The organism is Arthrobacter sp. UYP6 (assembly GCF_040547315.1).
GTDB lineage: Bacteria > Actinomycetota > Actinomycetes > Actinomycetales > Micrococcaceae > Arthrobacter_B.
Genome location: NZ_JBEPPM010000013.1, coordinates 97,804 through 119,980, shown reverse-complemented (window position 1 = coordinate 119,980; position 22,177 = coordinate 97,804). Strand labels below are relative to the sequence as shown.

The window sequence follows — 22,177 nt, the reverse complement described above, 5'->3', positions numbered from 1 at the left end:
TTCATAGGTGGAATTTTCCAGGGGTGGAGAAGCGTTTATTGGGCGGCGGCAGCAGCGGGCCGGCTGGTTCGCACGCTGCCGGTTCAGCCAGGTTGAAGTCCGCAATGTTCCGGCGGAACCCCCGGGTGAGGAACAGCAGGTAGATGAACCCAACCCCTGACCAGGCAAGTCCGAAGATCAGCGCATCACCATGCAGGAACGACCATAGGACGCCCGTCAGGCCGGCACCGATCAGCGGCGCCACAACGAACTTTGCGATGTCTGCGGCGCTCTTGTACCGCTTGTGCCGGAACACGAAGTAGGCGATCACGGAAAGATTCACGAAGGTGAACGCGATCAGCGCGCCGAAGTTGATCATCGACGAGATCAGTTCCAGGCTCGGAGCCACCGCCAGCACAGATACAAGGCCGGTGATGATCACCGTGAAGGACGGCGTGTGAAACCGCGGATGGATATATCCAAAAAGCCTGGCCGGCCGGAGCACCCCGTTTCGTCCCATCACATAGAGCAGCCGGGAGACGGAGGCATGGGATGCCAGTCCGGAGGCGAAGGTGGCAGCGAATGCCCCGGCCATAAACAGCAGCTGGAAGGCCTGTCCGCCCACGTAGAGTGCCATTTCCGGAAGCGTATCGTCCACCACCTCGAAGCCGGATACATCGGGGAACGCTGCCTGGGCAAGGAATCCGGCCACAAAGAAGATGCCGCCGCCGATCAGCAGGGTCAGGATGATGGCCCGGGGCATGATCTTCTGGTCCCTGGCCTCTTCCGTGTACATGGTGATGGCGTCAAAGCCAATGAAGGAGAAGCACACCACGGTGGCGCCGGTAAGCACCGCTCCCGGTTCGAATCCCTCATGGAACAGCGGCGAGGAAGTGAATACAGTGCCTTGGCCCATGCCCTCCCCCAACCGGATTACGGCCAGGACCACGAAGGCGGCGATCAGTACGATTTCAAAGGTCACCAGGATGCCGTTGAGCTTGGATGTGGTGTTCATGCCGCGCAGGTTGATGGCGGTCATGACCAGTACATACAAGACCACCCAGATCCAGCCAGGGACAGACGGGACCAGCGCCTCCATATAAATGCGGATGATGAGTGCGTTCACCATGGGCAGCAGCAGGTAATCCAGCAGCGCCGCCCAGCCCACCATGAATCCCAGGCCGGGATGCATGGTCTCGCGGGTGTAGGTGTAGGCCGAACCTGCACTGGGAAAAACCCGGACCATCCGGCCGTAGCTGATGGCCGTGAAGAGCATCACCACCAGGGCCACCAGGTAGGCCAGCGGTACCAGCCCGTCCGTCCCGGCAGAGACAATCCCGAAGGTATCGAAGACGATCGTCGGTGTCATGTAGCCGAGGCCCAGGCCCACGATCGCCCACAGGCCGAGGGACCGCTTCAGGGTGCCGGACCTCGCGGCAGCGGGCGAACCTCCTGCGAGTGCTGGGACTCCGGGAATGCCGGGTGCTGTCATTGCAGGCTCTCTTTCGCCGGGGCGGCTCCCGAAGCCGGGAGCCGCCGTCGTTCGTTGGTTGTCCTGCAGATGAAACGGCTATGGAACTGCCTGCACGGCGTCGGGACCGGGGCTGGTTTCGCCGCGCAGTCGGCTGGCCATTTCCAGCGCATCACCGGCCGGAGCATCCGAACGGCGGTCCGGGCGGGCGATAAACAGGTACAGCAGCCCGGTGGCGGTGACCGCACCGAGTCCGATCAGTACCACCCAATCGGCAACCCAGTCCCCGGAGGTTCCGGGCTTGGCCAGCAGGACCATGGCGAACAGGCCGTAGGCCAGAGCGAGAACGTTGATGACAAATCCGGCCGCCCCCAGACGGAACGGCCCGGCGGGACGCCAGCCGCGCAGCCGCTGGCGCATGGCTGCCAGGACCACCGACTGAAACGCCACGTAGATGCCCAGCACGGCAAAGGCAGTGATCTGCGTCAACAGACCCTCCGGGCCGGCATATATGGCGACACAGAGCAGCAGCGGGATGGAGCAAGCCACAATCAGTGCATTTACCGGCACCTTGCTGCGCGGTGACACCCGGGCCAACCAGGCGTGTCCGGGCAGCATGCCGTCGCGGGCAAAGGAGAACAGCAGCCGGCTGGCGGCTGCCTGCAGGCTGAGCACACAGGACAGGAATGCGGTCAGCGCGATCACCAGGAAGACTTTGGCGCCCACCTCACCCAGCGAGGAGGACAAGATGGCAGGGATGGGGTCCGGATCGGTGCCATCCACAATGTCCTGCAGGTTGGGGGCAGCCATCACGTAGCCTGCAAACGCGAACAGTGCCGAGATCCCGCCGACCAAAATGGTCATCACCATGGCCCGCGGTATCCGCCGGGCCGGATCGGTGACTTCTTCAGCGACATCCCCGCAGGCCTCAAAGCCGTAGAACAGGAAGAGCCCGGCGAGCGCGGCGCCGATGAACGCCTGCCCGTAGGGCCCCTCCTGCTCCACCCCCATGGTGTTGAAGAAGACGCTGAACTCCTGCTGCCGCTGGAAGATCAGCAGGTAGAGCCCGACGGCGATCACGCCGGCCAGTTCGGCGGCGAGACCGATCCGGGCCACCCGGGCCAGGGTCTTGGTGCCGGAGAAGTTCAGCGCCAGCGCCACTAGCAGGAGCACTGCCGACAGCGCCAGGGCCCAGCCCTTACCCGTTGGAAGGCCAAAGAGGCTGGCCAGGAAGCCGCTGCCGAATTCGGCCACCGAGGTGATGGTAACGATCATGGCCCAGATGTAGACCCAGGCCGCCATCCACGCGTAGCGCCGGCCCCACAGCCGTCGGGTCCAGGGGTAAATCCCGCCGTGGATGGGGTACTGCGAAACTACCTCGCCGAATACCAGCGAGACGAGCAGCTGCCCGCCGCCCACAATGAAGAGCCAAAAAATGGACGGCGGCCCGCCGGTACTCATAGCCAGCGCGAAGAGTGAATACACACCCACCAGCGGAGAGAGATAGGTAAAACCCAGTGCAAAGTTTGCCCACAGGGACATGGACCGGTCGAAGGAGTCCTGATAGCCCAGGGCCGCCAGATGCTCGCCGTCGGCCAAATGCGGGGTGGTACGGGATTGCGCTTTCATAATGCCCTTCCCTCTGGTGGGTGGTGTGCCTAGCCGATGAAGCTCATGACGTGCTTGATTCGCGTGTAGTCCTCGAGGCCGTACGCGGAGAGGTCCTTGCCGTAACCCGAGTGCTTGAAGCCGCCGTGCGGCATTTCGGCCACCAGCGGGATGTGGGTGTTGATCCAGACGCAGCCGAAGTCCAGTCGCTTGGCGAAGCGCTGCGCCCGGCCGTGATCCCGGGTCCAGACGGAGGAAGCCAGCCCGTAGTCCACGTCGTTTGCCAGGGCCAGGGCCTCGGCGTCGTCGGTGAATTTTTGGACTGTCAGCACAGGGCCGAAGATCTCGTTCTGCACCGGCTCGTCCTGCTGCTCCAGCCCGGAGATGATCGTGGCTTCGTGGAAGTACCCGGTGCTTCCCTGCCGTTTGCCGCCCGTTTCGATCACGGCATGCGCGGGCAACCGGTCAATCACACCCATCACGCGCTTGAGCTGCTCGGCGCTGGAGAGCGCCCCAAAGAGGATGTCGGTGCGCTCCGGGGTGCCGGTGAGTGCGTTGGCCCGGGTTTCCGCCACCAAAGCGGCCACGAACTCGTCATGGATGCTTTCGTGGACCAGGACGCGGGTGGCGGCGGTGCAGTCCTGACCGGCGTTGTAGAACGCGGCGGGGACAATGCCGGCAACAGCGGCGGCGATGTCCACGTCGTCGAACACCAGGACCGGAGCCTTGCCTCCCAGCTCGAGGTGCACGCGTTTGACATCCTGCGCAGCTGCGCCGGCCACCTCCATGCCGGCCCGGACGGAACCGGTGATGGACACCATCTGCGGCGTTTTGTCGGCCACCAGCGACTGCCCGGTGGTGCGGTCGCCGAGCACCACGTTGAAGGCTCCCGCAGGCAGGAATTCTGCGGCAATTTCAGCCAGGAGCAGCGTGGTCCCGGGAGTGGAATCGGCAGGCTTGAGGACCACGGTATTGCCGGCCGCCAGTGCGGGGCCGACCTTCCAGACAGCCATCATCAGAGGATAGTTCCAGGGGGTGACCTGCCCGATCACGCCGATGGGTTCGCGGCGGATGGATGAGGTGTGGTCCGCCAGGTATTCCGCGGAGGCACGGCCTTCCAGTGTGCGGGCAGCCCCGGCGAAGAACCGCAGCTGGTCCGCCATGACCTCAATTTCGTCACCCACGATGCCGGCACGGGGCTTGCCGGTTTCGGAGCATTCGAGGTCCGCCAGTTCCTCGGCCCGTTCCTCGACGGCGTCGGCAATCCGCAGCAGTGCGCGCTGGCGCTCGGCGGGAGTGCTCTGGCCCCAGGTCTCGAAGGCAGCCCCGGCGGCCTGATAGGCCGCCCGGACGTCACCGGCCGTGGAAACAGGAGTGGTGGCAATCACCTCTTCGGTGGCCGGATTGATGATCTGCAGCCGCTCGGCGGCGGCGGAATCCACATAATCGCCGTTGATGAAGTTGCGCAGTTCCCGGATGCTCATCGGTGCCCTTTCGACCGTCGACGGGGGCACGCGCAGTACTGGCCGGTGCCGCCCCTGGAGTTTTCTTCACTCCATGGGGGACGACACTACACCTAAAACATCTGGAATAGAATGATAAAAATCGACCGGTTTTTGCCGGTTCGCTCACCCCTTCATCGGGGGGCGGCCACTACTTTCGCAGGTCCAGGAAAAACGTGGTGCCGGGGCAGGGCAGCCCGGGCTCCGCAGGGTCGCTGCCCGGAACGGGCGGCACCAAGCTTCCCACTGTGAGGTTCGGGTCGGTGGACACCAATACCCGGCCAACCCGGCTGATCAGGGCGGACGGCACATCGAGGGACTCCAGGAGCGGCAGCAGGGCCGCTTCCGTTCGCTTGACCGACACATCCGCACCCACGACGCCGATCATGGCACCATCGACCTGTACCGGCATGGTCAACGTCAGGATGTAGTCACAGGTGCACAGATGATCCACGTACGGGCCGGTAACATGCCGCTGATGGGTGGACTCGGGCACGCTGTACCACTCCAGGGTCCGGAAATCGTTGAGATAGTCCACGTACTCGCGGGCGGACAGGTCCAGCCGGGTGGGGACCCGGGTGGTACCGAACAACGGATTGGAATCCAGCGGCCCCAGCCACCAGGAAAAATGCAGGCGGCGCCCCCTGACGTAATCCGGGGCGGCGATGAACCCCGCACCGATCAGCAGCGGGGACTCACCGGTCAGCTCCGGCTCAACCAGTGGATAAACCAGGGCGTCCAAGCCCGCGGGATCCGGCGAGGCTCCGGCTTCCATGGCGGCACGCCAGGTATCGAGCCGCCGGAAGACGCCGTCGAAGAATTCAGATACACCCCGCGTGGTGCGCAGGGCTGCATCGGTGGTGCGCGTGCCGGGACTAGTCATGGAGATTTCCGCCTTTGCCAATGCTTGCCTTTGCGCCCAGCAGCCACCGCGTGATGAGTTGCGTCTGCGCCCGGACGAGTGCCCGGGCGGTTACCGCATCCTGCCGGCCGACCGCCGCAGCGACCGCCTCCATGCCCGCGACGATTTCAGTGCGCAGTTCCGCTTGCCCCATGCCCAGCCAGAGAAGCGGTCCAAATTCGGCTTGGAGCCTGATTTGCTCTCGCACCAGGCGGGGGGACTGGCTCAGGACCGCAACCTCCAGGTAGAAGCCGCTGGCGTTGCGCCGGGCAGGAGCGCCGGGGGTGAAGTCGGCAGCGGAGAGCCACCGGGACAGCCGCTCGCTGTCCTGGGGTGCGCAGCGTTCGGCTGCCTGTTCTACGCAGCCGGCCGCCACGGTTGCAAAGTAGATGGCGAGATCGGAGATTTCTCCATTGGCCATCCCGCGCAGGCGGGCCTCAAGCAGGCCGGTGCGGGTGAGTTCCGTAGCATTGACAAAGCTGCCGCCTTCCCGGCCCCGCTTGGTCTGAACCAGTCCGGCATCCCGCAGAGCCTGGAGACCTTCGCGTGCGGTGACCACGGCAACGCCGAACCGCTTCGCCAGGTCCGCTTCGCTGGGAAGCCGCTCCCCCGGGACCAAGACGCCCATGATGATGGCATCAGTGAGTCGTTGGGCTACCTGCTCGGTCTTGCTGCCTTCGGCCAGCTGGGCAAAAACCGCCGACCGGGCGCCCTGTGCCCGTCGACCCGCGCGGCCATTTGCTTCCATGGTTTGAGCTTAACCCAAGGCGCCGGGTGCCGGTTTTGCCGATGCAATGCCGGAACCGCGCCCCGACCGCAGGCCCCTCAGGTTTCGGTACCTATCCATGCAAGGTACTTGGTGTTAGCCTCCCTTTTATGGAGACCGGCCGCGAGAATGTCCTGGTGCAGCTGCGCAAGGGTGTCATTGAATACTGCGTCCTGTCCCAGCTGTGCCGTGAGCCGTCCTACGGGCTGAAACTCGCCTCCGACCTCGCCCGCCATTCCTCCCTCTTTGCCAGTGAAGGAACCATCTATCCGCTGCTGGTCCGGCTGCGGAAACGGGGTCTGGTGGAAACCACATGGCAGGAGTCGGCCACCGGACCGCCCCGCCGCTACTACCGGGTGACCCCAGCGGGTGAAGAAGCCCTGAACGCTTTCCGTGCAGCCTGGGAACCGTTTGCCTCCGAAACCAGCCAACTCCTGAAGGAACCGAGCACATGAATAATGCGGACGCCGGCACCCATCCCGGGTATTCCGGTCATGAAGACATCACCGCCCATCCCCTGGTCCGCTCCTATCTGGATGACCTGGACCGGAGCCTGGCCGGAGCCGAGGACCGCAGCGATGTCTTGAACGCCGTAACCGAGCACATCACCGAGGCAGCCGGCGCCCTTCCCGGCCCGGCCACCACGGCTCAGGTCCGGGAGGTCCTGGCGGGTTTGGGGCCGGTGGAGCGGATCGCTGCAGCCTCGGGCACGGAGCCTGAGGCTGCGGAGCGGGCGGAGCGGGCGGAGCGGGCGGAATTCCCGCCGCAGGCAACGGCCGTGCGGCCGGGGCCCGAACGCCCCTGGCTGGGGACGCCGTCGGGCATTATTGCCCTCACGGCGCTGGTCCTGTCTATTGTCCTTATTCCGCTGTTCTTTCCTCTGGCCGCACTGTCCCTGGTGCTGGCGATCATTGGCCTGGTCCGCCGGCGGCCGCGTCCGCGCAGCGCCTGGGTGATCACCATTATCAGCGGCGTCCTGCTCGTCGTCGTGCTGGCAATCGGCATCCTGGCGTCGCTCTTCCTTTTCGCAACGGAAACGGGCAGCGGCAGCCCCCAGCCGGCCACCACCTCGGTGTCCGTACCCGCGGAAGAACCGTAACAAACACATAGCGGCCGGATAACCAGCCGGTGGAGTGCCGGATTTTGTCCTCGTCCAAGGCCAGGGCAGATGAGATGGAAATGTTACACGCTGATTCTCCATTTCCGGGCAGTGCGTGAGGCATTCTTTGACATACCTGAACTCGCAGGTTCACTGCCTGCATTCCTAAAAGAGGATTCCCGTGCACCATTCTCCGCGCGCTGCCGCGCTTCTTGCCGCTTTGTGTTTTTCCATCGTGCTCGGCGGGTGCGGTTCGTCCGGTGAAGCTGAAGAACCTGCTGCAAAAGACTCGCCCCTGACCGAGTTCATGTCGTCCGCATTCGGAGGTGATCTGAGCCCTGAGGAGCAGGAAAAGAAGTACGCAGAAAATGATCGCCAGCGGGAGGAGCTGGTGGCTCAGTGCATGTCGGAGGAGGGGTTCGAATACACGCCGAATGTCCAGAATGCCTCTGTTTCCATGGGATCAGCCGATGATTGGAATCCTGACTCCCGGGAATGGGTGTCCCAATACGGCTACGGAATGATCAATTACCCCGGCCAGGAGGACATGGAGTCCGGCGGCGGAACTGAGTATGTGGATCTGAACGCCGATTATGTCGCGAGTTTGCCGGTAGCAGAGCAAACTGCCTTTTATGAGGCGTTGAGCGGTCCCGTCCTCGACGAGGCCGATATGCCCGCCGACGGGGAAATGACTGAATGGGATTGGACCACTTCGGGGTGTTATGGCTGGGCGTCGCATGAGATGGACGGCGACGACGCCGGAACGGCCGAGAAGCATCAGCCGCTCATGGATTCCATGAACACACTCTACGAAGACATGATGAGTTCCCCGGAACTGAGCGAGGCAGATGCCGAGTGGTCCACCTGCATGGCCGATGCCGGACACCCCGGATTCTCGGCTCAATTGGACGCGCAGAACAGCATCAGCGACAAGATGAACTCCATCTACGAAGCCACCAGTGCCACGTACGAAGACGGTTCCACCGGAACGTCCGCAACAGCAGCCCCCGGTTCCAGCGGAATGGACGAAACCGCACTGGCTGAGCTGGGCGAAGAAGAAATTGAGCTCGCCCTCGCTGATCTGGACTGCCGGGAAAAGACCAACTACCGCGACGCCATGGAGAGTGTGCAGTTCGACCTTGAGCAGCAGTTCATCGATGACCATAAGGCGGAACTCGAAGCATTTCGGGCCGATCTTGAGCAGGGAAACTGAGTGGCGGGGCTTGGCCGTGACGGCGCCACCGGGCCCATGGAAGACGCAGCCGGCTTAGGCCTGCTCCTTGAGGACCCGGACCCCACCGATGAGCCGCAGGACGTTCCCGCACGATCATCCGTGCGGGACGGGCTCGCCACCGTTTTCCAGCGCAACCGGACGCTGTGGATTGTGGCCGCCGCCGCAATACTGAGCCTGGTTGCCGGCCTGCTGCTGGGGCGGTTTCTGATCTCCCCGGCTGATGCAGCGGGTGCGGCAGAGCCTCCGGCTCCGGGACTGGTTACCGTTCCTGTGCAGTACGGGCAGCTCAGCAACGATGTGACCATCCGGGGAGAGGTGGCTTACGCGGACCCGGTGGAAGTGCGTATCGACACCACATCAATAGCCGGCCCGGCAGTGGTCACGGGCCAGGTTCCGGAAGTGGGCACGGATTTGAAGGCACTTTCGATTGCTCTTGAGGTTGCCGGCCGGCCCGTTATTGTGCTGCCCGGCGAGCTGCCCGTCTACCGCTCCCTGTTCCTCGGCGTTTCCGGCCCGGATGTTATGCAGTTCAAGACGGCTGTCAGGACGGTGGGGATCGATGCCGGCGATCCGGCAGACCCGGTCTTCGGCATCGATGCGGCCAACGCCGTATCAACCCTTTACGCCACAGCCGGGTACTCGGTGCCTGAATTGGAGGACGGCAGCACGGAGTCCCTCCGGGCAGCGCAGGAGTCAGTCCGGATGGCTGAGCAGGGGTTGCTCGCAGCGCAGAGCGAGCTTGCGGCGACGCCTGTTGGCGCAACACCCGTAGAGATCCGGGAAGCCGACAACGCCATAGCCGGTGTGCAGCGTGAGCTCACAGCCGCCCGGCAGGCCAAGCCCCAGGACCCGGTGCAGATCGGCAACCTGGTGGATGCGCTCGAGCTCGCCGAGCTACGCCGGCAGGAAATCGGCTCGGACCGGTCGGATGCCCCGCAGCGGATGGCGGTGGATGCCGCGGCAGTCCAGCTCACGCAGGCGCAGGAGGAATTGGGCCGCGCCGAACAGGCCGCCCTGCCCGCTTTGCCGGCCGGTGAGGTGCTGTACCTGGCGGATCTCCCCCGACGCGTGGATGCCGTTGCCACCCAGCGGGGATCCATTCTTGAAGGAGCCTCCATGACGGTATCCGGAGCAACCCTGGGATTGTCCGGATCCGCTGCGGAGGCCGATGCCCGCCTTCTTAAGGTCGATGATAAAGCGTCTTTTGATTTGCCGGACGGCACTGCTCATTTGGCCACCATCACGGCTGTGGAACCGGGGGTCGGCGACTCCTCCCGGTGGACCATCCAGCTGCAGCCTGACCCCTTAACCCCGGAACAAATCCAGGAGCTTCAGGGGTCCAACGTGCGCGTGTCGATCGCCGTCGGAGCCACGGACGGCGAGGTGTTGTCTGTTCCCTACGCGGCCCTGACGGCCGGCCCGGGCGGCGAAACCCGCGTTGAGGTTGCCGAGGGGGATCCCCGGGACGGCGAACAGGCAGCCACCCGGCTGGTTGTTGTCCGCAGCGGTTTGGCAACTCCCGGTGCGGTGGAAATTACTCCCCTCGAAGGCGAACTGGCCGAAGGCGACCTCGTTGTGGTGGGCAAGTGAGCGTCCCCCTGGTAGAACTGCGCGACGTCACCCGTTCCTTCCCCGGCCCGCCCGAGGTGCAGGCACTGAAAGGCATCAACCTCACCGTGCAGGAGGGTGACTACGTCTCAATCGTGGGCCCCAGCGGGTCCGGCAAGTCCACAATGCTCAACATCCTGGGACTCCTGGACCGGCCCAGCGTCGGTGAGTACCGGTTCGACGGACACCTAACCGGCGTCTTGGACGAGGACACACGCGCTGCGGTCCGTGCCCAACGCATCGGATTCGTGTTCCAGGCCTTCCACCTGATGCCGCGGCGGTCGGTCCTGGAGAACGTCATGATGCCCATGCTCTACAGCGGAACCTCCCGCACGGAACGCGTTGGCCGGGCCCGCGAAGCACTGGATCGTGTGGGCCTGGGCCACCGCATCGATTTCCTGCCCGGCACTCTGTCCGGCGGTGAACGCCAGCGGGTGGCCGTGGCACGCGCCGTTGTCACCCGTCCCAGCCTGCTGCTGGCAGACGAACCCACCGGCAACCTCGACGGTGACACCACGCAGGATGTGATGGCACTGTTCGAGGAACTGGTCACCGACGGCCTCGCGTTGGTCATCATCACCCACGACCATGCCGTCGCCCAGCGTGCACCCCATTGCGTCCGGATTGCAGACGGACGGGTGAGCACGCCAGCATGAGAAGACGCCTAGACCCTGCCGAACCGGCGGAATCAGGGCTCCTTCAGCCGGTTCCGGCCGCAGACCGCTTTCATTTCATCGACCTGCTGATCGAAGCAACGTCCGATCTTGGGACACGACCCGGCCGGCTCCTGATGACCCTCGCAGGCACCGTCCTTGGCATCGGAGCGTTGGTTGCCACCCTGGGCTTCGCGCAAACAACTGCAGGACAACTGGCTCGGCAGTTTGATGCCTTTGCCGCCACCCAAGTAGTCGCCTCCCCCGCCCAGGCACAGAATGCCGACGGCAACAGTGTTGCCACAGCGTCGCTTCCCTGGGACGCGGTGGAACGCATGGAGCGTCTCGCCGGCGTTGAACAGGCAGCGCTTGTTACCGAGGTGAAGCTCCGCGACGGCACGGTGACCGCTGTGCCCGTCAACGATCCCTCCGCTCCCGTCAGCGCACCGCCACGGGTTTTTGCCGCTTCCGCCGGACTTGTCGATACGCTCGAAGGCACGGTCCGGCACGGCCGTCTCTTCGACGCCGGACACGATCAGCGGCACGACCGCGTGGCTGTCCTGGGGAATCGGCTCGCCGACCGCCTTGGCATCACCCGGGTTGATTCCCAGCCTTCCATCTTCATCGACGGCCTGCCCTACGCCGTCGTCGGTGTCTTCAGCGATGTACAACAACGCTCCGAACTGCTCGAGAGCGTTGTCATTTCAACCGGCGCAGCCCGCACGGACTTTGGGCTCAGCGCACCGGGAGAAATCCAGGCCCGCATTGTCATTGGCGCCGGCCCCCAAATTGCCGACCAAGCTGCGCTGTCCCTCTCCCCCGATGCGCCCGAGCACATCGACGTGGCAGCCCCCCGGGGTCAATCCCAGCTCGCGGGCAATATCCAAGCGGACGTCAACCTTATCTTCGTGGTCTTATCCGTGGTGGTGCTTCTTGCCGGCGGGGTCGGAATCGCGAATGTGACCATGCTGTCCGTCATGGAACGCACCGGAGAAATTGGCCTGCGCCGTGCCATCGGCGCTACCCGTCGCCAGATCGCCGCCCAGTTTGTCGCGGAGTCCGTCATTATCGGGCTGCTCGGCGGAATCCTCGGGGCAGCTGCAGGAGTTTTCGCCGTCATCGCCATCTCCCTGTCCCAGCAATGGACACCCATCCTGAACCCGCTGGTATCCTGCGGCGGGGCACTGCTCGGAGCGCTCGTCGGGCTCGTTGCCGGCGGCTTTCCGGCCCGCAAGGCCACCGGCATTGAACCCGTCGCAGCCCTCCGGGGATCCTAGCGTCCAACGGCACCCACGCACCGAAGAACGTCAGTGCGCCTTGTACGGGACCGGTTCCGGCAGCCCTGCCTCCCGGCGCACCCGGCGTGAAAACCGTTCGATGGATTTCAATGCGGACACCACATCGGCCGGACCCACGTCAAAGGGCATGGACTTCATGGTCTCGCCGGGAACGGTGGCGGCCTCCGCCACCAGGGCCAGTTCCCGGGTGTCGTCCACGGAGAGGCCCACCTCGGTCAGCGTGTTCGGCAGGCCGACGCGCGTTGTGAATTCCACAAAGTCCCTGATCTCCGCGGTGGGAGCGCCTTCGAGGACCAGCTGGGTCACGGACCCGATGTTCACCTTTTGTCCGTGCGCCAGACCGTGCGTCTGCGGAGCCGCGGTCAGGCCGTTGTGAATGGCATGGGCGGCAGCAAGCCCGCCGGACTCAAACCCCAGACCGGACAGCAGGGTGTTGGCCTCGATAACCTTCTCCAAAGCCGGGGTGACCAGGTGGTCCCGCGCCGCGTCCAGCGCGGGAAGCGCAAACTCCCACAGCACGTCCCAGCTCAGCCGTGCCAGCGCGGTGCCGGTTTCGGTGGGCAGTCCGCCGGCCATGGTTAGCGAAAAGGAGGCTGCCGTGGCGCGCGCTTCCAGCCAGGTCGCCAGCGCATCGCCCACTCCGTGTGCCAGGAACGACGCCGGAGCGTTGGCCACAATCTGGGAGTCCACCAGCACCAGGTCCGGGTTCCGGGAGAAGAACCGGTACTCCTCGAAGGCCCCGTCCGCGGTGTAGACCACGGCGAGCGCCGACGTCGGCGCGTCAGTGGAAGCGACGGTGGGCACCGATGCCCAACGGATTCCGGCCGCATCCCCGGCAGCCTTGCACGCGTCAATCGTGCTGCCGCCACCCACACCCACCACCACGTCAGCGCCGGCGGCACGGATGGCCCCGGTCAGCCGGTCAATCTCGGCGGCGGTGGGAACGCCGTTGAAGACCTCCCGGGTCAGCGGCAGTTCGGCAATCCGCAGGGAGGTGCCGATGTCGTGTCCCACAAGACCCCAGACGACGTCGTCGGCCACCAGCAGCGGTGTTTTGCCGATCTGCGCAAGGAACTCGCCGAGCCGGTGGATGGCACCGGCGCCCTGCACATAGCGGCCGGGACTGATGACGGTACGAACTGGTGTCTGCTTCATTGGAGCTCCTGGTCGGTGTGAAACGGCGGCCTGTTGCCGGTGCCAGCGTAGGTGGCAGATTCCGCAGCGGCTACCCGGGTGCGGCAAACCCGTGCCGGGCTGGTGAAATTTCGGGTCGATGCTACCCTGAAGGCATTCGAAAGTGTGTTCTATGGAGGTGTGCGGTGCCCGTCTTTTCTTCCAGCTCCGCCCCACGTTCCGGAGGCGCGAGCGAGCCGCTGGCCGCCCGCGGTTCAACCCTTCCGGCGGGGTTCGCCTCCCCCGCGCAGGACTATTACGACGCCGGGATCGACCTGAACCGGCATCTGATCCGGGACGCCACCTCAACCTTCATCATGCGGGTCTCCGGCGAGGCCATGTCCGGGGCCGGCATCAGCGACGGAGACGAGCTGATCGTGGACCGTTCGCTCACGCCTAAAGACGGGTCCGTCGTCGTCGCCGTCCTCAACGGTGAGCTGATCATCCGTCGGCTGCTGCTCACCGGACAGGGAATCTTCCTGCATGCGGACAGCCCGGATTCGATGGACATCCGGGTGCCGGATCCGGCGGAGCTGTCCGTCTGGGGCGTCGTGACCCGGTGCCTGCACTATGTTTGAGGCCCCAGATGTTTAGCGTGTGCCGTGGCTGAGCGGCACCGCATCGCCCTCGTGGACGTGAACAGCTTCTACGTTTCCTGCGAGCGCGTTTTCGACCCCAAACTCGCCGGGATTCCGGTGGTGGTGCTCTCCAACAATGACGGCTGCGTGGTGGCGCGCTCCGACGAGGCCAAGGCACTGGGGATCACGACCGGTGAGCCATGGTTCAAGCTGGCCGAAGCTGCCCCGAAGCTGGGCCTGGTGCAGCGCTCCAGTAACTATGAGCTGTACGGGGACCTGAGCTCGCGGGTGATGCAGCTGCTGGCACGCTACTCCTCCGAGCAGGAAATCTACTCCATCGACGAGTGTTTTTTGCATCTGCACGGCACCGATGAGGAGCTGCGGAACCGGGGCACTGACATCCGGGCCGCCGTGGCGCGGAACATCGGCCTGCCGGTCTGTGTGGGAATCGGTCCCACCAAGACCCTGGCCAAATTCGCGAACCGGATCGCCAAGCAGAATCCGCACATGGGCGGGGTCTGCAACCTCGATACTCTGGATGCCGCCGTCGTAGACACCATCATGTCCCGGGTGCCGGTCACCGGCCTGTGGGGCGTGGGCGCACGCAACGGCGCCCGGCTGAACGCGCTGGGGATTCACACTGTCGCCGACCTGCGCGCCGCCGATCCTGCCGTAATCCGCACCAAGTTCTCCGTGGTGCTCCAGCGCACGGTGCTGGAGCTGAACGGCACCGCCTGCATTCCCATGGAAACCGAGTCCGCGGACAAGCAGCAGGTCCTCTTCTCGCGTAGCTTCGCCACCCCCGTGGTGACCCGGGAATCAATGCGTCAGGTCATGAGCCTGTATGCCCAGAAAGCCGCTATCCGGCTGGCCAAGGAGGGACAGCTGGCCACCGTGATGACGGTCTTCGCCGCCACGTCGCGGTTCAGCGGAACGGAGGCCTCCTCCCCCTCGGTGACGGTCCGGCTTCAGCGGCCCACGGCGGATCCGCTGGTGCTGACCCGGGCCGCAATCACCGCCATGGACTCCCAGGTGGTGGAGGGAGCCCGGTACGCCAAGGCCGGAATCATGCTCACCGGCCTTTCGGCTGCCGGTGCCGAGCCGGTGTTCGACCTCTTTGATGCCGGGCCGGAGCAGAAGGACATCGGCCCCCTGCTGGCGCAGGTCACGGATAAGTACGGTGCGGCCAGCATCGGGCTGGGGCTGGCGGGAATGGCCTCCGCGAAGCCGGACTGGACCATGGCGCGGAATTTCGCGTCGCCCCGCTACACCACGGAGTGGTCCGACCTGCCGGTGGTGAGGGCCGTATAGGTACGGCCCTCACCACCCGGATCGCCGATACTCAAGCAGTGGCGGAATTGGCCATCTCCAGGAGCCTGTCGACCTGCTCGGGCGAGAAGTCCCCGCCTGCCATCATGCCGATGCGCCCGATGGGGAAGGAACCCATCATCTTTTCCATCTCCACACCTTCAGGCATGACGGACGATGATCCGTCCATCGCCGACATGATCGGTGCCATGGCCTGCCGGATGATCGGGCCGGCGACGGGGTGCGCAAAGACCTCGGCCAGGGAGGACTCCCGCGTGAGCGGCATCAGGACAGTGTCGCCTTTCACGTCCACGGTTGTGGTGGACCGGATGTCCCGGCTGGAAGCGGCCACCTGAACCGTGTAGGTGCCGCCTTCGACGACCCAGCGGTCCGCGCGGACGTGCCAGTACGCGAGGTCTGCTGCACGGATGCTCAGCAGCACTTCACGGCTCTCGCCCGGCTCCAGCGCCACCATCGCGAAGGCCTTGAGCTCACGCTCGGGCCGCTGCACCTCGGATACCAGTCCGGTGTAAGCCTGCACCGCCTCACGGCCGGCCCGGTCACCAGTATTGGTCACCGTGACACGGACCTCGACGTCGCCGGCCTCGTTCACGGATGCCGTTGCGTCCCCGTATTCAAACGTGGTGTAGGACAGGCCGTGGCCAAACGGGAAGGTCACCTCCAGCTGCCGCGCGTCGTACCAGCGGTACCCAACAAACAGGCCCTCGCCGTAGCGGACGTGTCCGTCCTCTCCGGGGAAGTTGAGGAAGGCGGGGGAATCCTCCAGCCGCACCGGAATCGTCTCGGTCAGTTTTGCCGACGGATTCACCGCACCGTACAGCACATCCGCCGTCGCACTGCCGCCGGCCTGCCCCAGCAGCCACGCTTCGAGGATCGCCGGGACGCGGCCAGCGAACGGAAGCGCCACCACGCTGCCGTTGGACAGCACCACCGCCGTCCGCGGGTTGGCCTCGAGGACGGCGTCCAGCAGTTTGAGCTGCTCGGCGGGGAGGTCGATATTCTCCCGGTCATAGCCCTCCGACTCGAGCCGGGCCGGCAGACCAAGGAACACCACGGCAACCTCAGCATCAGCGGCTGCAGCAACGGCCTCTTTGCGCAGGGCGGCGGTCTCTTCCGCCGGCGCTGCTTCAGCCAGGCTGAAGCCTGCGGCGTACGTCACCGCGGCCGTGCTCACGGCGGAGATGCCCTCCAGCGCCGAGTCCAGGCGCGTCGGGTTGATCATGGACGAGCCAGCACCCTGATAGCGCGGATTTTTGGCAAAGGCACCGATGACCGCAACGGTTGTTTCGGCAGCCAACGGCAGCAAATCGCCGTCGTTCTTCAGGAGGACGATCGAGCGGCCGGCAGCCTCTCGTGCCAGGGCGTGATGGGCATCGACGTCCAGCGGCCCGGCGATCTTCGGGGTGTCCTGCCACCGTTTCGCCAGCGTTGCCACGCGGGCGGCCGAGGCATCAACAAAGCTTTCATCCAGCGACCCCTCGCGCACGGCAGCGACAATCTGCGCGTCAGTCGTACCGCCGGAGGACGGCATTTCCAGATCCAGGCCCGCGGCCAGAGCCGAAACCCGGTCGTTGACCGCGCCCCAGTCAGAGACAACCAGGCCGTTAAAGCCCCATTCCTCGCGCAGCACCCGGGTCAGCAGGAACGGGTTCTCCGAGGCGAACACCCCGTTGACGCGGTTATACGAGCACATCAGCGTATATGGCCGGGCGTCCTGGACAACACGCTGGAAGCTGCGCAGGTAGATTTCACGCAGCGGGCGCGGGTCCACGTCGCTGGAGGAGCGCATGCGGTCGTGCTCCTGATTATTGGCCGCGAAGTGCTTCAATGAGGTGCCGACGCCGGTGGACTGGGTTCCCTGCACCAGGGCGGCGGCCATCACGCCGGAAACGATCGGGTCCTCCGAGATGTACTCGAAGTTTCGCCCGCACAGCGGGGAACGCTTAATGTTGGCACCCGGGCCGAGGCTCACTGCCACGTCCTCGATGGAAGACTCCACTCCCAGGGCCTCGCCGACGCGGTGCGCGAGCTCGGTGTCCCAGGACGAACCGAGGCCGACGGCGGGCGGGAAGCACGTGGCCGGGACGCTGTCGCCGAGCCCAAGATGGTCGCTGCTGCCACGCTGCTTGCGCAGGCCGTGCGGGCCGTCGGTAAGCATTACGGCCGGAATACCGGCGCGGTCAACCGCCTTGGTGGTCCAGAAGCTGGCGCCGCTGGTGAGCGAGGCCTTCTCCTCAAGCGTGAGGTCCGCGACGGATGCTGCCGCGGCATTTCCGATGGTGCTCTCTGGCATGACTTCATCCTTCGTTTGAATTTCGGTTCAGGGAATTTCCACCACCTAAGCAGCACTCCCGAGACGGCGGCAAGGGCTGCGAAGCTACCGGCGGTTGTGCACGGTCACCGCGTAGCCGTCCGGATCGAGGAAGGTGAAGGTGGTGCCGAAGGGCCCCTCGAAGGGTTCCTGCGTCATGGCCACGCCGGCCTCGGCCATGGACTGATGGAGGTCCGCAGCATCGGGGTCATGCAGCCAAAGCACGACGCCGAGCCCGGGCTGCGCCACCGAGTCCAGATCGACGTCGGGAATAGTTTCCCGAACTGCGAACGCAATGGGTGGGATGCCAAAGACGACGGCGTGCGGCGGTGAGGCGGGCGCTCGGGTCAACCCGACAACGTCTTCATAGAAGGCAGCCGCCGTGGCTAAGTCAAGGATGAAGAACCACACATCGGACGCCTGCTGAAGCGAGCCCAGGCCGTGCACCACACCGGCGTCGGGCCGGGCATTAGCACAGTGCGTCGCCGCCCTGGACGAGGCGGAGCAGGAGGTCTGAACCGCCGGCTTTCGCAGTGGGCACCTGCCGGTTTTCTGTCCGCGCCTCGTCCGGGGCCCGGCCGTGGGACGCTGGAGGTATGGATGTGATGGTCTCGCCCGCGCTGACAATTCCCGCGTCGGAACTTGACTGGCGGTTCTCGCGGTCCTCCGGGCCCGGCGGCCAGCACGTTAACACCTCGGACAGCCGCGCCGCGCTTTCGTGGAACGTCGCCGCCTCTGCGGTGCTTTCTGACCGCCAGCGGCTGATGCTGCTCCAGCGGCTGGAACGGCGCCTCATCGCCGGAGTACTCACGGTGACCGCCTCGGAGCAGCGCTCCCAGCTGCGCAACCGGGAGATCGCTTTAGCCAAGCTCGCAGAGATCGTGGCGGACGGTCTGGCCCCCGAAGCTGCCGCTCGGCGAAAAACCAAACCCACCCGCGGCTCCACCTATCGCCGCCTCGATGCAAAGAAGCAGCGTGCCGTCACTAAACGCCAGCGGCAACGGCCGCCGGCCGATTAGTTCATCCGCTGGCCCGGCTCCTGCGGCGGAGCCGGAGACGGAAAGCTGACAAGATTCGCCCCGATCCCGGCCAGGAACTGCGCCCCCAAACGGGTCAGCGATATCTCCTTGCGCTTTGCCCCTGTGCGCGGAGCATCCGCCTGCGCACTGTGCAGGAAACCAGCATCCTCTAACCGTTTCAAGGTTCGATAGAGGCTGCGCTCGGTGATCTGCCATCCGGTATCCCCCGCAACATCTGCTGCAACCCGAGCCACGGTCACCGACTGATGAACGGACACGGCCCGAAGGATCACCGGCGTCAGCATCGATTTTTTGTAGGTGTCCACCCAGGATTCCACCCGCGCCTGAACCCATTCATCTTCCTCGGCGGGACGGGCCGCCATGCTCAGTCCTCCCATCCGCGGCCCAGGACAACCCCGGTGAGGTGGATGAGCAGGCCGAGCCCCCAGGCCGCGCTCATCACCAGGGTGGCACCGAACCACGGGGTCGCTAGAAGCTCATGGGCCGCCGCTCCTGCGCCTCCGGCGCCGCCCAGGGCGATGGTGCGGACCACTGCATGGCTGTTGAAGGACGTGGTCACCACAACAAAGGCAATGGCATGCGCCACCGCAAAGCCGAACCGGATCTTCGTGAGCGTTCGGTAATTCAGCCACATCCAGGCGGCGATTCCGGCTGCCACGATGGCGGTGAGGACGCCGGCGGGGGTGGTCACCTCTCCGCCGGTGAGGGCAATGACCGCCTGGATGAGCAGCATTGCAGCGACCAGCCCCAGCAGATACGGCAGGAGCACTGAGCGGGCGTTGACGGTGGCCTGGGGAGCAGCATGAGTTGTCATGACCGGCACTGTACCAATGGGACACTACCGATGGAAGGGGTTAGCGAAACATTATGCCGGCCACCGGTTTCTGCCCCCTGACATCGTTTACGCCTTGAGTTCCCTTCCTTCGGCATCCAGGTAATCGCGCCAGGACCGTTTGGGCTGCCAGCCCAGCATCTTTTGCGCCTTTGCGGTAGAGATGCCTGACGCGTCGGCACGGTCAAGAGCGCGCAGCTGGATCTTGTCGCCGTAGTACTTGGTCAGTACCTCGGCGAAGTCGTGGCCGCCTGCGTTATCCGGTGATGCGATGTAGAAGACTTCGTGGCCGGGCAGGTCGGACTCCGCGGCGAGGACAATGGCGTCCGCCAGGTCGTACACATCCACGTAGCTCCACAGTCCGGCACTGAGCACCGAACTGTCGCGGATTTGCGGACCCAGGTTGTTTTCATAGTTGCCCTCGAACTGCACCCAGCTGGGCCGGATCGAGATGCACTGGATGTCGGACCGGGCAACAGCAGCGTCCATGAGCTGCTCGCCGAAATGCTTGGCGAGCGCATAGGGGTCCTGCGGGTGGATCGGATGCTCTTCGTCCACCGGCGCATACTCCGGAAGGAAATCGCGCTCCGGGAAGAAGAAGCCGGGTACGGTTTCGCTGGAGATGAAGACAAAGCGCTTGACGCCGAAGCTGACCGCGGCTTCCAGGATATTGAACGTGGCCATGAGGTTGTTGTGGAAGACAACGTGGGGAGCATGGCCCGTGGGCTCGGGGATTGCGGCAACATGCACCACCGCGTCCACTCCCTTGACCAGCGCGTAGGCCGCGCCCGCGTCGGTGAGGTCAGCCATGATGTAGCGGGGCGCGCCCTCCGGCTTCCGCTCGTACGAGGGGCGGTCGAGGTCAGTGGTGACGACTTCATGTCCGGCGTCGATCATTGCCTGCGTTGTGGCGCGTCCGACTTTTCCATGGGCTCCGGTGATGAGGACTTTCATGGTTGCTCCTTGGAATTAGTACACGTCGGTCGCCCCCAAAAGTAGCAGCCGCACCACGTGCTGGCTATTGCGGCTTGCCGTTCACGGACCACCGATGAGCGTGGCTACAAGGCAGAAACCATGGCCCGCCACCGAGACCCAGCAAGGCTGGTGGGTGTTGCAGGAAGAGCATTGGTTGGGCTCATCACAGGCTTGCCTCGGCTGGGACTATTCGGAGGAATGCTCCGGGCGCACGGTAGACGCTAAGGTGGCGGGATGTTTACGACCCGGAGTGGTGAACTGGAGCCGTGCACACCCCTTCATTGTCAGCCCAAGATGTGCACACTTAGAACCGATGGCTACACCTAGGACTCCAGGCGCCGTTGCGGGACTGGTAGAAACAAGAAAACCCCCGACAATCCGGGGGTTTTGCGAGTGGAGCTTAGGGGAATCGAACCCCTGACCTTTTCATTGCGAACGAAACGCTCTACCAACTGAGCTAAAGCCCCAGCCCGGCCAAAGCCGGACAGCCCCTGAGGGCATAACCACGATTCTAGACCCGGCAACAGTCCCCGAGGCAAATCGCCTCACTGGTCCTACCATCCGCAGCGCCTGTCTTGCTCTCCGCAGCCCCCGCGGCCGGCCGTTCTCTGGTTGCAGCTTCCGGCACGGCGCTATCCTGACAGCCCGGGCCGCAGTACTCCCCCGGGAGCACTCCCAGCGAAACCGCACAGATCAGCGAACCGCCACAAGGAGCAGTGCCATGACACTCATCGAATCTATGCTCAGCGAACGGCCCGACGGCGCAGGAACCGACCTGGAAGCCGTCTCCACCTGCATCATCGCCTGTTTTGACTGCGTACAGGTCTGCACCGCCTGTGCCGATGCCTGCCTCAGCGAGGACATGCTCGGGGACATGGTGGAATGCATCCGCAAGGACCTCAACTGCGCCGATATCTGTGCTGCCACCGGCACTGTGATCGCCCGCGTCGGAACCCGGTACGCCGGCTATCCGGACAGCACGGCCGCGCTGCTGCGCGCCTGCGCGGCAGCCTGCCACCAGTGCGCCGAAGAATGCGCCCAGCACGCGTCAGCCCACGGACACTGCCGAATCTGCGCGGAAACCTGCCGCCGCTGCGCCGCCATGTGTGAAGAGCTGCTGGTGGTCATGTCCCGAAGCTGAGCCGGCGCACCCCAGATCCGATAACGACGGCGGCGGCCCGCCGGCTACCGCCCGGCCGCCACCATCCCACGGAGGTAGGCGGCCTGACCCACGTGTTCCAGCCCATCTCCAAGGATGCTGATCAGCCGCACCCCGAGAGTCACGGGAGGATCCCACGCGGTGTCCACCACCTGATCCAACTGCTTGCCGGTAAGGCCTGAGACAAAGGCAGCCGTGCGCGAATGCACCGCCTCGTAGTAGCCCAGCAGCACATCGGCCGACTGCACCTGCACGGCTGCCACCTGCTCCGAATCATGGCCGTAGCCGGTATCTTCGACCGCCAGCGGCAGCCCCACCCGTCCGTACCATCCCTCGGCGGTCCATACCTGCTCGTGCCCCGCCAACGGAGCAAGCTGCGCGTCCTCGCTCCGGGCCAGATGCCAGATCAGCCAGGAGATGGAGTTTCCCTTGGGATAGGGACGGTGATTCAGCGCCTTCGCGTCCAAACCGTGGGCTGCACGCCGGACAGCCTGGGGAAGCCGGCCAAAAGCATCAATGAGCAGATCGCTCTGTTCCATATCAGTACTCCAGGGTGAGGTAGAGGGGAAATAACGGGGGCGCGCCACGGCAGGATCGCCGTCATCCTTTCATGCACCGAGGCGTCGGGAAAGAGCAGCGGGCCGGACGGAGGGGCCAGGTA

Annotated in this window: 22 protein-coding genes and 1 tRNA gene; 10 read left to right on the top strand and 13 right to left on the bottom strand. The window is 64.9% G+C overall.

Features of this window, described 5'->3' with window-relative positions:
* Window position 1 precedes the first annotated feature (1 nt).
* The 5 genes from ABIB35_RS12435 to ABIB35_RS12415 all read right to left on the bottom strand — a co-directional run bounded on the left by ABIB35_RS12435 (window position 2) and on the right by ABIB35_RS12415 (window position 6,209).
* Entirely contained in the window at window positions 2–1,471 is a 1,470-nt protein-coding gene (locus ABIB35_RS12435) for an APC family permease (protein WP_354181825.1), read from the bottom strand.
* Window positions 1,472–1,549: 78 nt separating this feature from the next.
* Window positions 1,550–3,079, bottom strand: a complete 1,530-nt coding sequence (locus ABIB35_RS12430; RefSeq protein WP_354181823.1) for an APC family permease — start codon at window positions 3,077–3,079, stop codon at window positions 1,550–1,552.
* Between the two features lie 29 nt (window positions 3,080–3,108).
* Window positions 3,109–4,542: an aminobutyraldehyde dehydrogenase gene (locus ABIB35_RS12425; RefSeq protein ID WP_354181821.1), complete on the bottom strand. Its 1,434-nt coding sequence runs from the start codon at window positions 4,540–4,542 to the stop codon at window positions 3,109–3,111.
* 169 nt (window positions 4,543–4,711) lie between these two features.
* Window positions 4,712–5,443 (bottom strand): cache domain-containing protein, encoded by a 732-nt coding sequence (locus tag ABIB35_RS12420; RefSeq protein WP_354181819.1) that lies wholly within the window; start codon window positions 5,441–5,443, stop codon window positions 4,712–4,714.
* Window positions 5,436–6,209, bottom strand: a complete 774-nt coding sequence (locus ABIB35_RS12415; RefSeq protein ID WP_354181817.1) for a FadR/GntR family transcriptional regulator — start codon at window positions 6,207–6,209, stop codon at window positions 5,436–5,438. The genes ABIB35_RS12420 and ABIB35_RS12415 overlap by 8 nt, the downstream gene beginning before the upstream one ends.
* A gap of 128 nt (window positions 6,210–6,337) precedes the next feature.
* On the opposite strand from ABIB35_RS12415, the gene ABIB35_RS12410 reads away from it, so the two are divergent.
* The 6 genes from ABIB35_RS12410 (at window position 6,338) to ABIB35_RS12385 (ending at window position 12,098) form a co-directional block, all read left to right on the top strand.
* Entirely contained in the window at window positions 6,338–6,682 is a 345-nt protein-coding gene (locus ABIB35_RS12410) for a PadR family transcriptional regulator (protein WP_354181815.1), read from the top strand.
* Window positions 6,679–7,326 (top strand): HAAS signaling domain-containing protein, encoded by a 648-nt coding sequence (locus tag ABIB35_RS12405; RefSeq protein ID WP_354181813.1) that lies wholly within the window; start codon window positions 6,679–6,681, stop codon window positions 7,324–7,326. The genes ABIB35_RS12410 and ABIB35_RS12405 overlap by 4 nt, the downstream gene beginning before the upstream one ends.
* 307 nt (window positions 7,327–7,633) lie before the next feature.
* Window positions 7,634–8,539 carry a hypothetical protein gene (locus tag ABIB35_RS12400; protein WP_354181811.1) on the top strand — a complete coding sequence of 302 codons (906 nt, stop codon included), beginning with the start codon at window positions 7,634–7,636 and terminating at the stop codon, window positions 8,537–8,539.
* The gene (locus ABIB35_RS12395) at window positions 8,540–10,150 is read left to right on the top strand and encodes an efflux RND transporter periplasmic adaptor subunit (RefSeq protein ID WP_354181810.1); all 1,611 of its coding nucleotides are present in this window, start codon (window positions 8,540–8,542) and stop codon (window positions 10,148–10,150) included.
* Window positions 10,147–10,824 (top strand): ABC transporter ATP-binding protein, encoded by a 678-nt coding sequence (locus ABIB35_RS12390; RefSeq protein ID WP_354181808.1) that lies wholly within the window; start codon window positions 10,147–10,149, stop codon window positions 10,822–10,824. Before ABIB35_RS12395 ends, ABIB35_RS12390 begins: the two co-directional genes overlap by 4 nt.
* Window positions 10,821–12,098 carry an ABC transporter permease gene (locus ABIB35_RS12385; protein ID WP_354181806.1) on the top strand — a complete coding sequence of 426 codons (1,278 nt, stop codon included), beginning with the start codon at window positions 10,821–10,823 and terminating at the stop codon, window positions 12,096–12,098. The genes ABIB35_RS12390 and ABIB35_RS12385 overlap by 4 nt, the downstream gene beginning before the upstream one ends.
* A 30-nt stretch (window positions 12,099–12,128) precedes the next feature.
* Here the strand turns inward: ABIB35_RS12385 and ABIB35_RS12380 are convergent, their stop codons facing one another.
* Window positions 12,129–13,274: a glycerol dehydrogenase gene (locus ABIB35_RS12380; RefSeq protein ID WP_354181805.1), complete on the bottom strand. Its 1,146-nt coding sequence runs from the start codon at window positions 13,272–13,274 to the stop codon at window positions 12,129–12,131.
* Window positions 13,275–13,492: 218 nt separating this feature from the next.
* Between ABIB35_RS12380 and ABIB35_RS12375 the strand changes: the two genes are divergently transcribed.
* Both ABIB35_RS12375 and ABIB35_RS12370 read left to right on the top strand, forming a co-directional pair.
* Complete coding sequence (locus tag ABIB35_RS12375) at window positions 13,493–13,870, top strand: LexA family protein (protein WP_354181849.1); 378 nt, start codon at window positions 13,493–13,495, stop codon at window positions 13,868–13,870.
* Between the two features lie 24 nt (window positions 13,871–13,894).
* The gene (locus ABIB35_RS12370) at window positions 13,895–15,181 is read left to right on the top strand and encodes a Y-family DNA polymerase (RefSeq protein WP_354181803.1); all 1,287 of its coding nucleotides are present in this window, start codon (window positions 13,895–13,897) and stop codon (window positions 15,179–15,181) included.
* 31 nt (window positions 15,182–15,212) lie between these two features.
* Here the strand turns inward: ABIB35_RS12370 and ABIB35_RS12365 are convergent, their stop codons facing one another.
* Complete coding sequence (locus tag ABIB35_RS12365) at window positions 15,213–17,492, bottom strand: glycoside hydrolase family 3 C-terminal domain-containing protein (RefSeq protein ID WP_354181801.1); 2,280 nt, start codon at window positions 17,490–17,492, stop codon at window positions 15,213–15,215.
* 84 nt (window positions 17,493–17,576) lie between these two features.
* On the bottom strand, window positions 17,577–17,960 hold the full coding sequence (locus ABIB35_RS12360) for a VOC family protein (RefSeq protein ID WP_354181800.1): 384 nt from the start codon (window positions 17,958–17,960) through the stop codon (window positions 17,577–17,579).
* Window positions 17,961–18,106: 146 nt separating this feature from the next.
* Here ABIB35_RS12360 and arfB point away from each other — a divergent pair, with 146 nt between their 5' ends.
* Window positions 18,107–18,529, top strand: coding sequence for an alternative ribosome rescue aminoacyl-tRNA hydrolase ArfB (arfB, locus tag ABIB35_RS12355; RefSeq protein ID WP_354181799.1), 423 nt, complete (start codon window positions 18,107–18,109; stop codon window positions 18,527–18,529).
* Here the strand turns inward: arfB and ABIB35_RS12350 are convergent.
* The 4 genes from ABIB35_RS12350 to ABIB35_RS12335 form a co-directional block, all read right to left on the bottom strand.
* A complete protein-coding gene (locus ABIB35_RS12350) occupies window positions 18,526–18,912 on the bottom strand; it encodes a PadR family transcriptional regulator (protein ID WP_354181797.1) in 387 nt (128 codons plus the stop codon). The two genes, arfB and ABIB35_RS12350, sit on opposite strands and share 4 nt — an antisense overlap.
* Before the next feature lie 2 nt (window positions 18,913–18,914).
* Window positions 18,915–19,364 carry a hypothetical protein gene (locus ABIB35_RS12345; RefSeq protein WP_354181795.1) on the bottom strand — a complete coding sequence of 150 codons (450 nt, stop codon included), beginning with the start codon at window positions 19,362–19,364 and terminating at the stop codon, window positions 18,915–18,917.
* An 87-nt stretch (window positions 19,365–19,451) separates the two neighbouring features.
* Window positions 19,452–20,336 carry an NAD-dependent epimerase/dehydratase family protein gene (locus tag ABIB35_RS12340; RefSeq protein WP_354181794.1) on the bottom strand — a complete coding sequence of 295 codons (885 nt, stop codon included), beginning with the start codon at window positions 20,334–20,336 and terminating at the stop codon, window positions 19,452–19,454.
* 415 nt (window positions 20,337–20,751) lie between these two features.
* Window positions 20,752–20,824: transfer RNA gene (locus tag ABIB35_RS12335), tRNA-Ala, on the bottom strand.
* Window positions 20,825–21,078: 254 nt separating this feature from the next.
* Here ABIB35_RS12335 and ABIB35_RS12330 point away from each other — a divergent pair.
* Window positions 21,079–21,498, top strand: a complete 420-nt coding sequence (locus ABIB35_RS12330) for a four-helix bundle copper-binding protein (protein ID WP_354181792.1) — start codon at window positions 21,079–21,081, stop codon at window positions 21,496–21,498.
* Between the two features lie 44 nt (window positions 21,499–21,542).
* Here ABIB35_RS12330 and ABIB35_RS12325 read toward each other — a convergent pair whose 3' ends face one another.
* Window positions 21,543–22,055, bottom strand: a complete 513-nt coding sequence (locus tag ABIB35_RS12325) for a mycothiol transferase (RefSeq protein WP_354181790.1) — start codon at window positions 22,053–22,055, stop codon at window positions 21,543–21,545.
* Window positions 22,056–22,177: the final 122 nt, after the last annotated feature.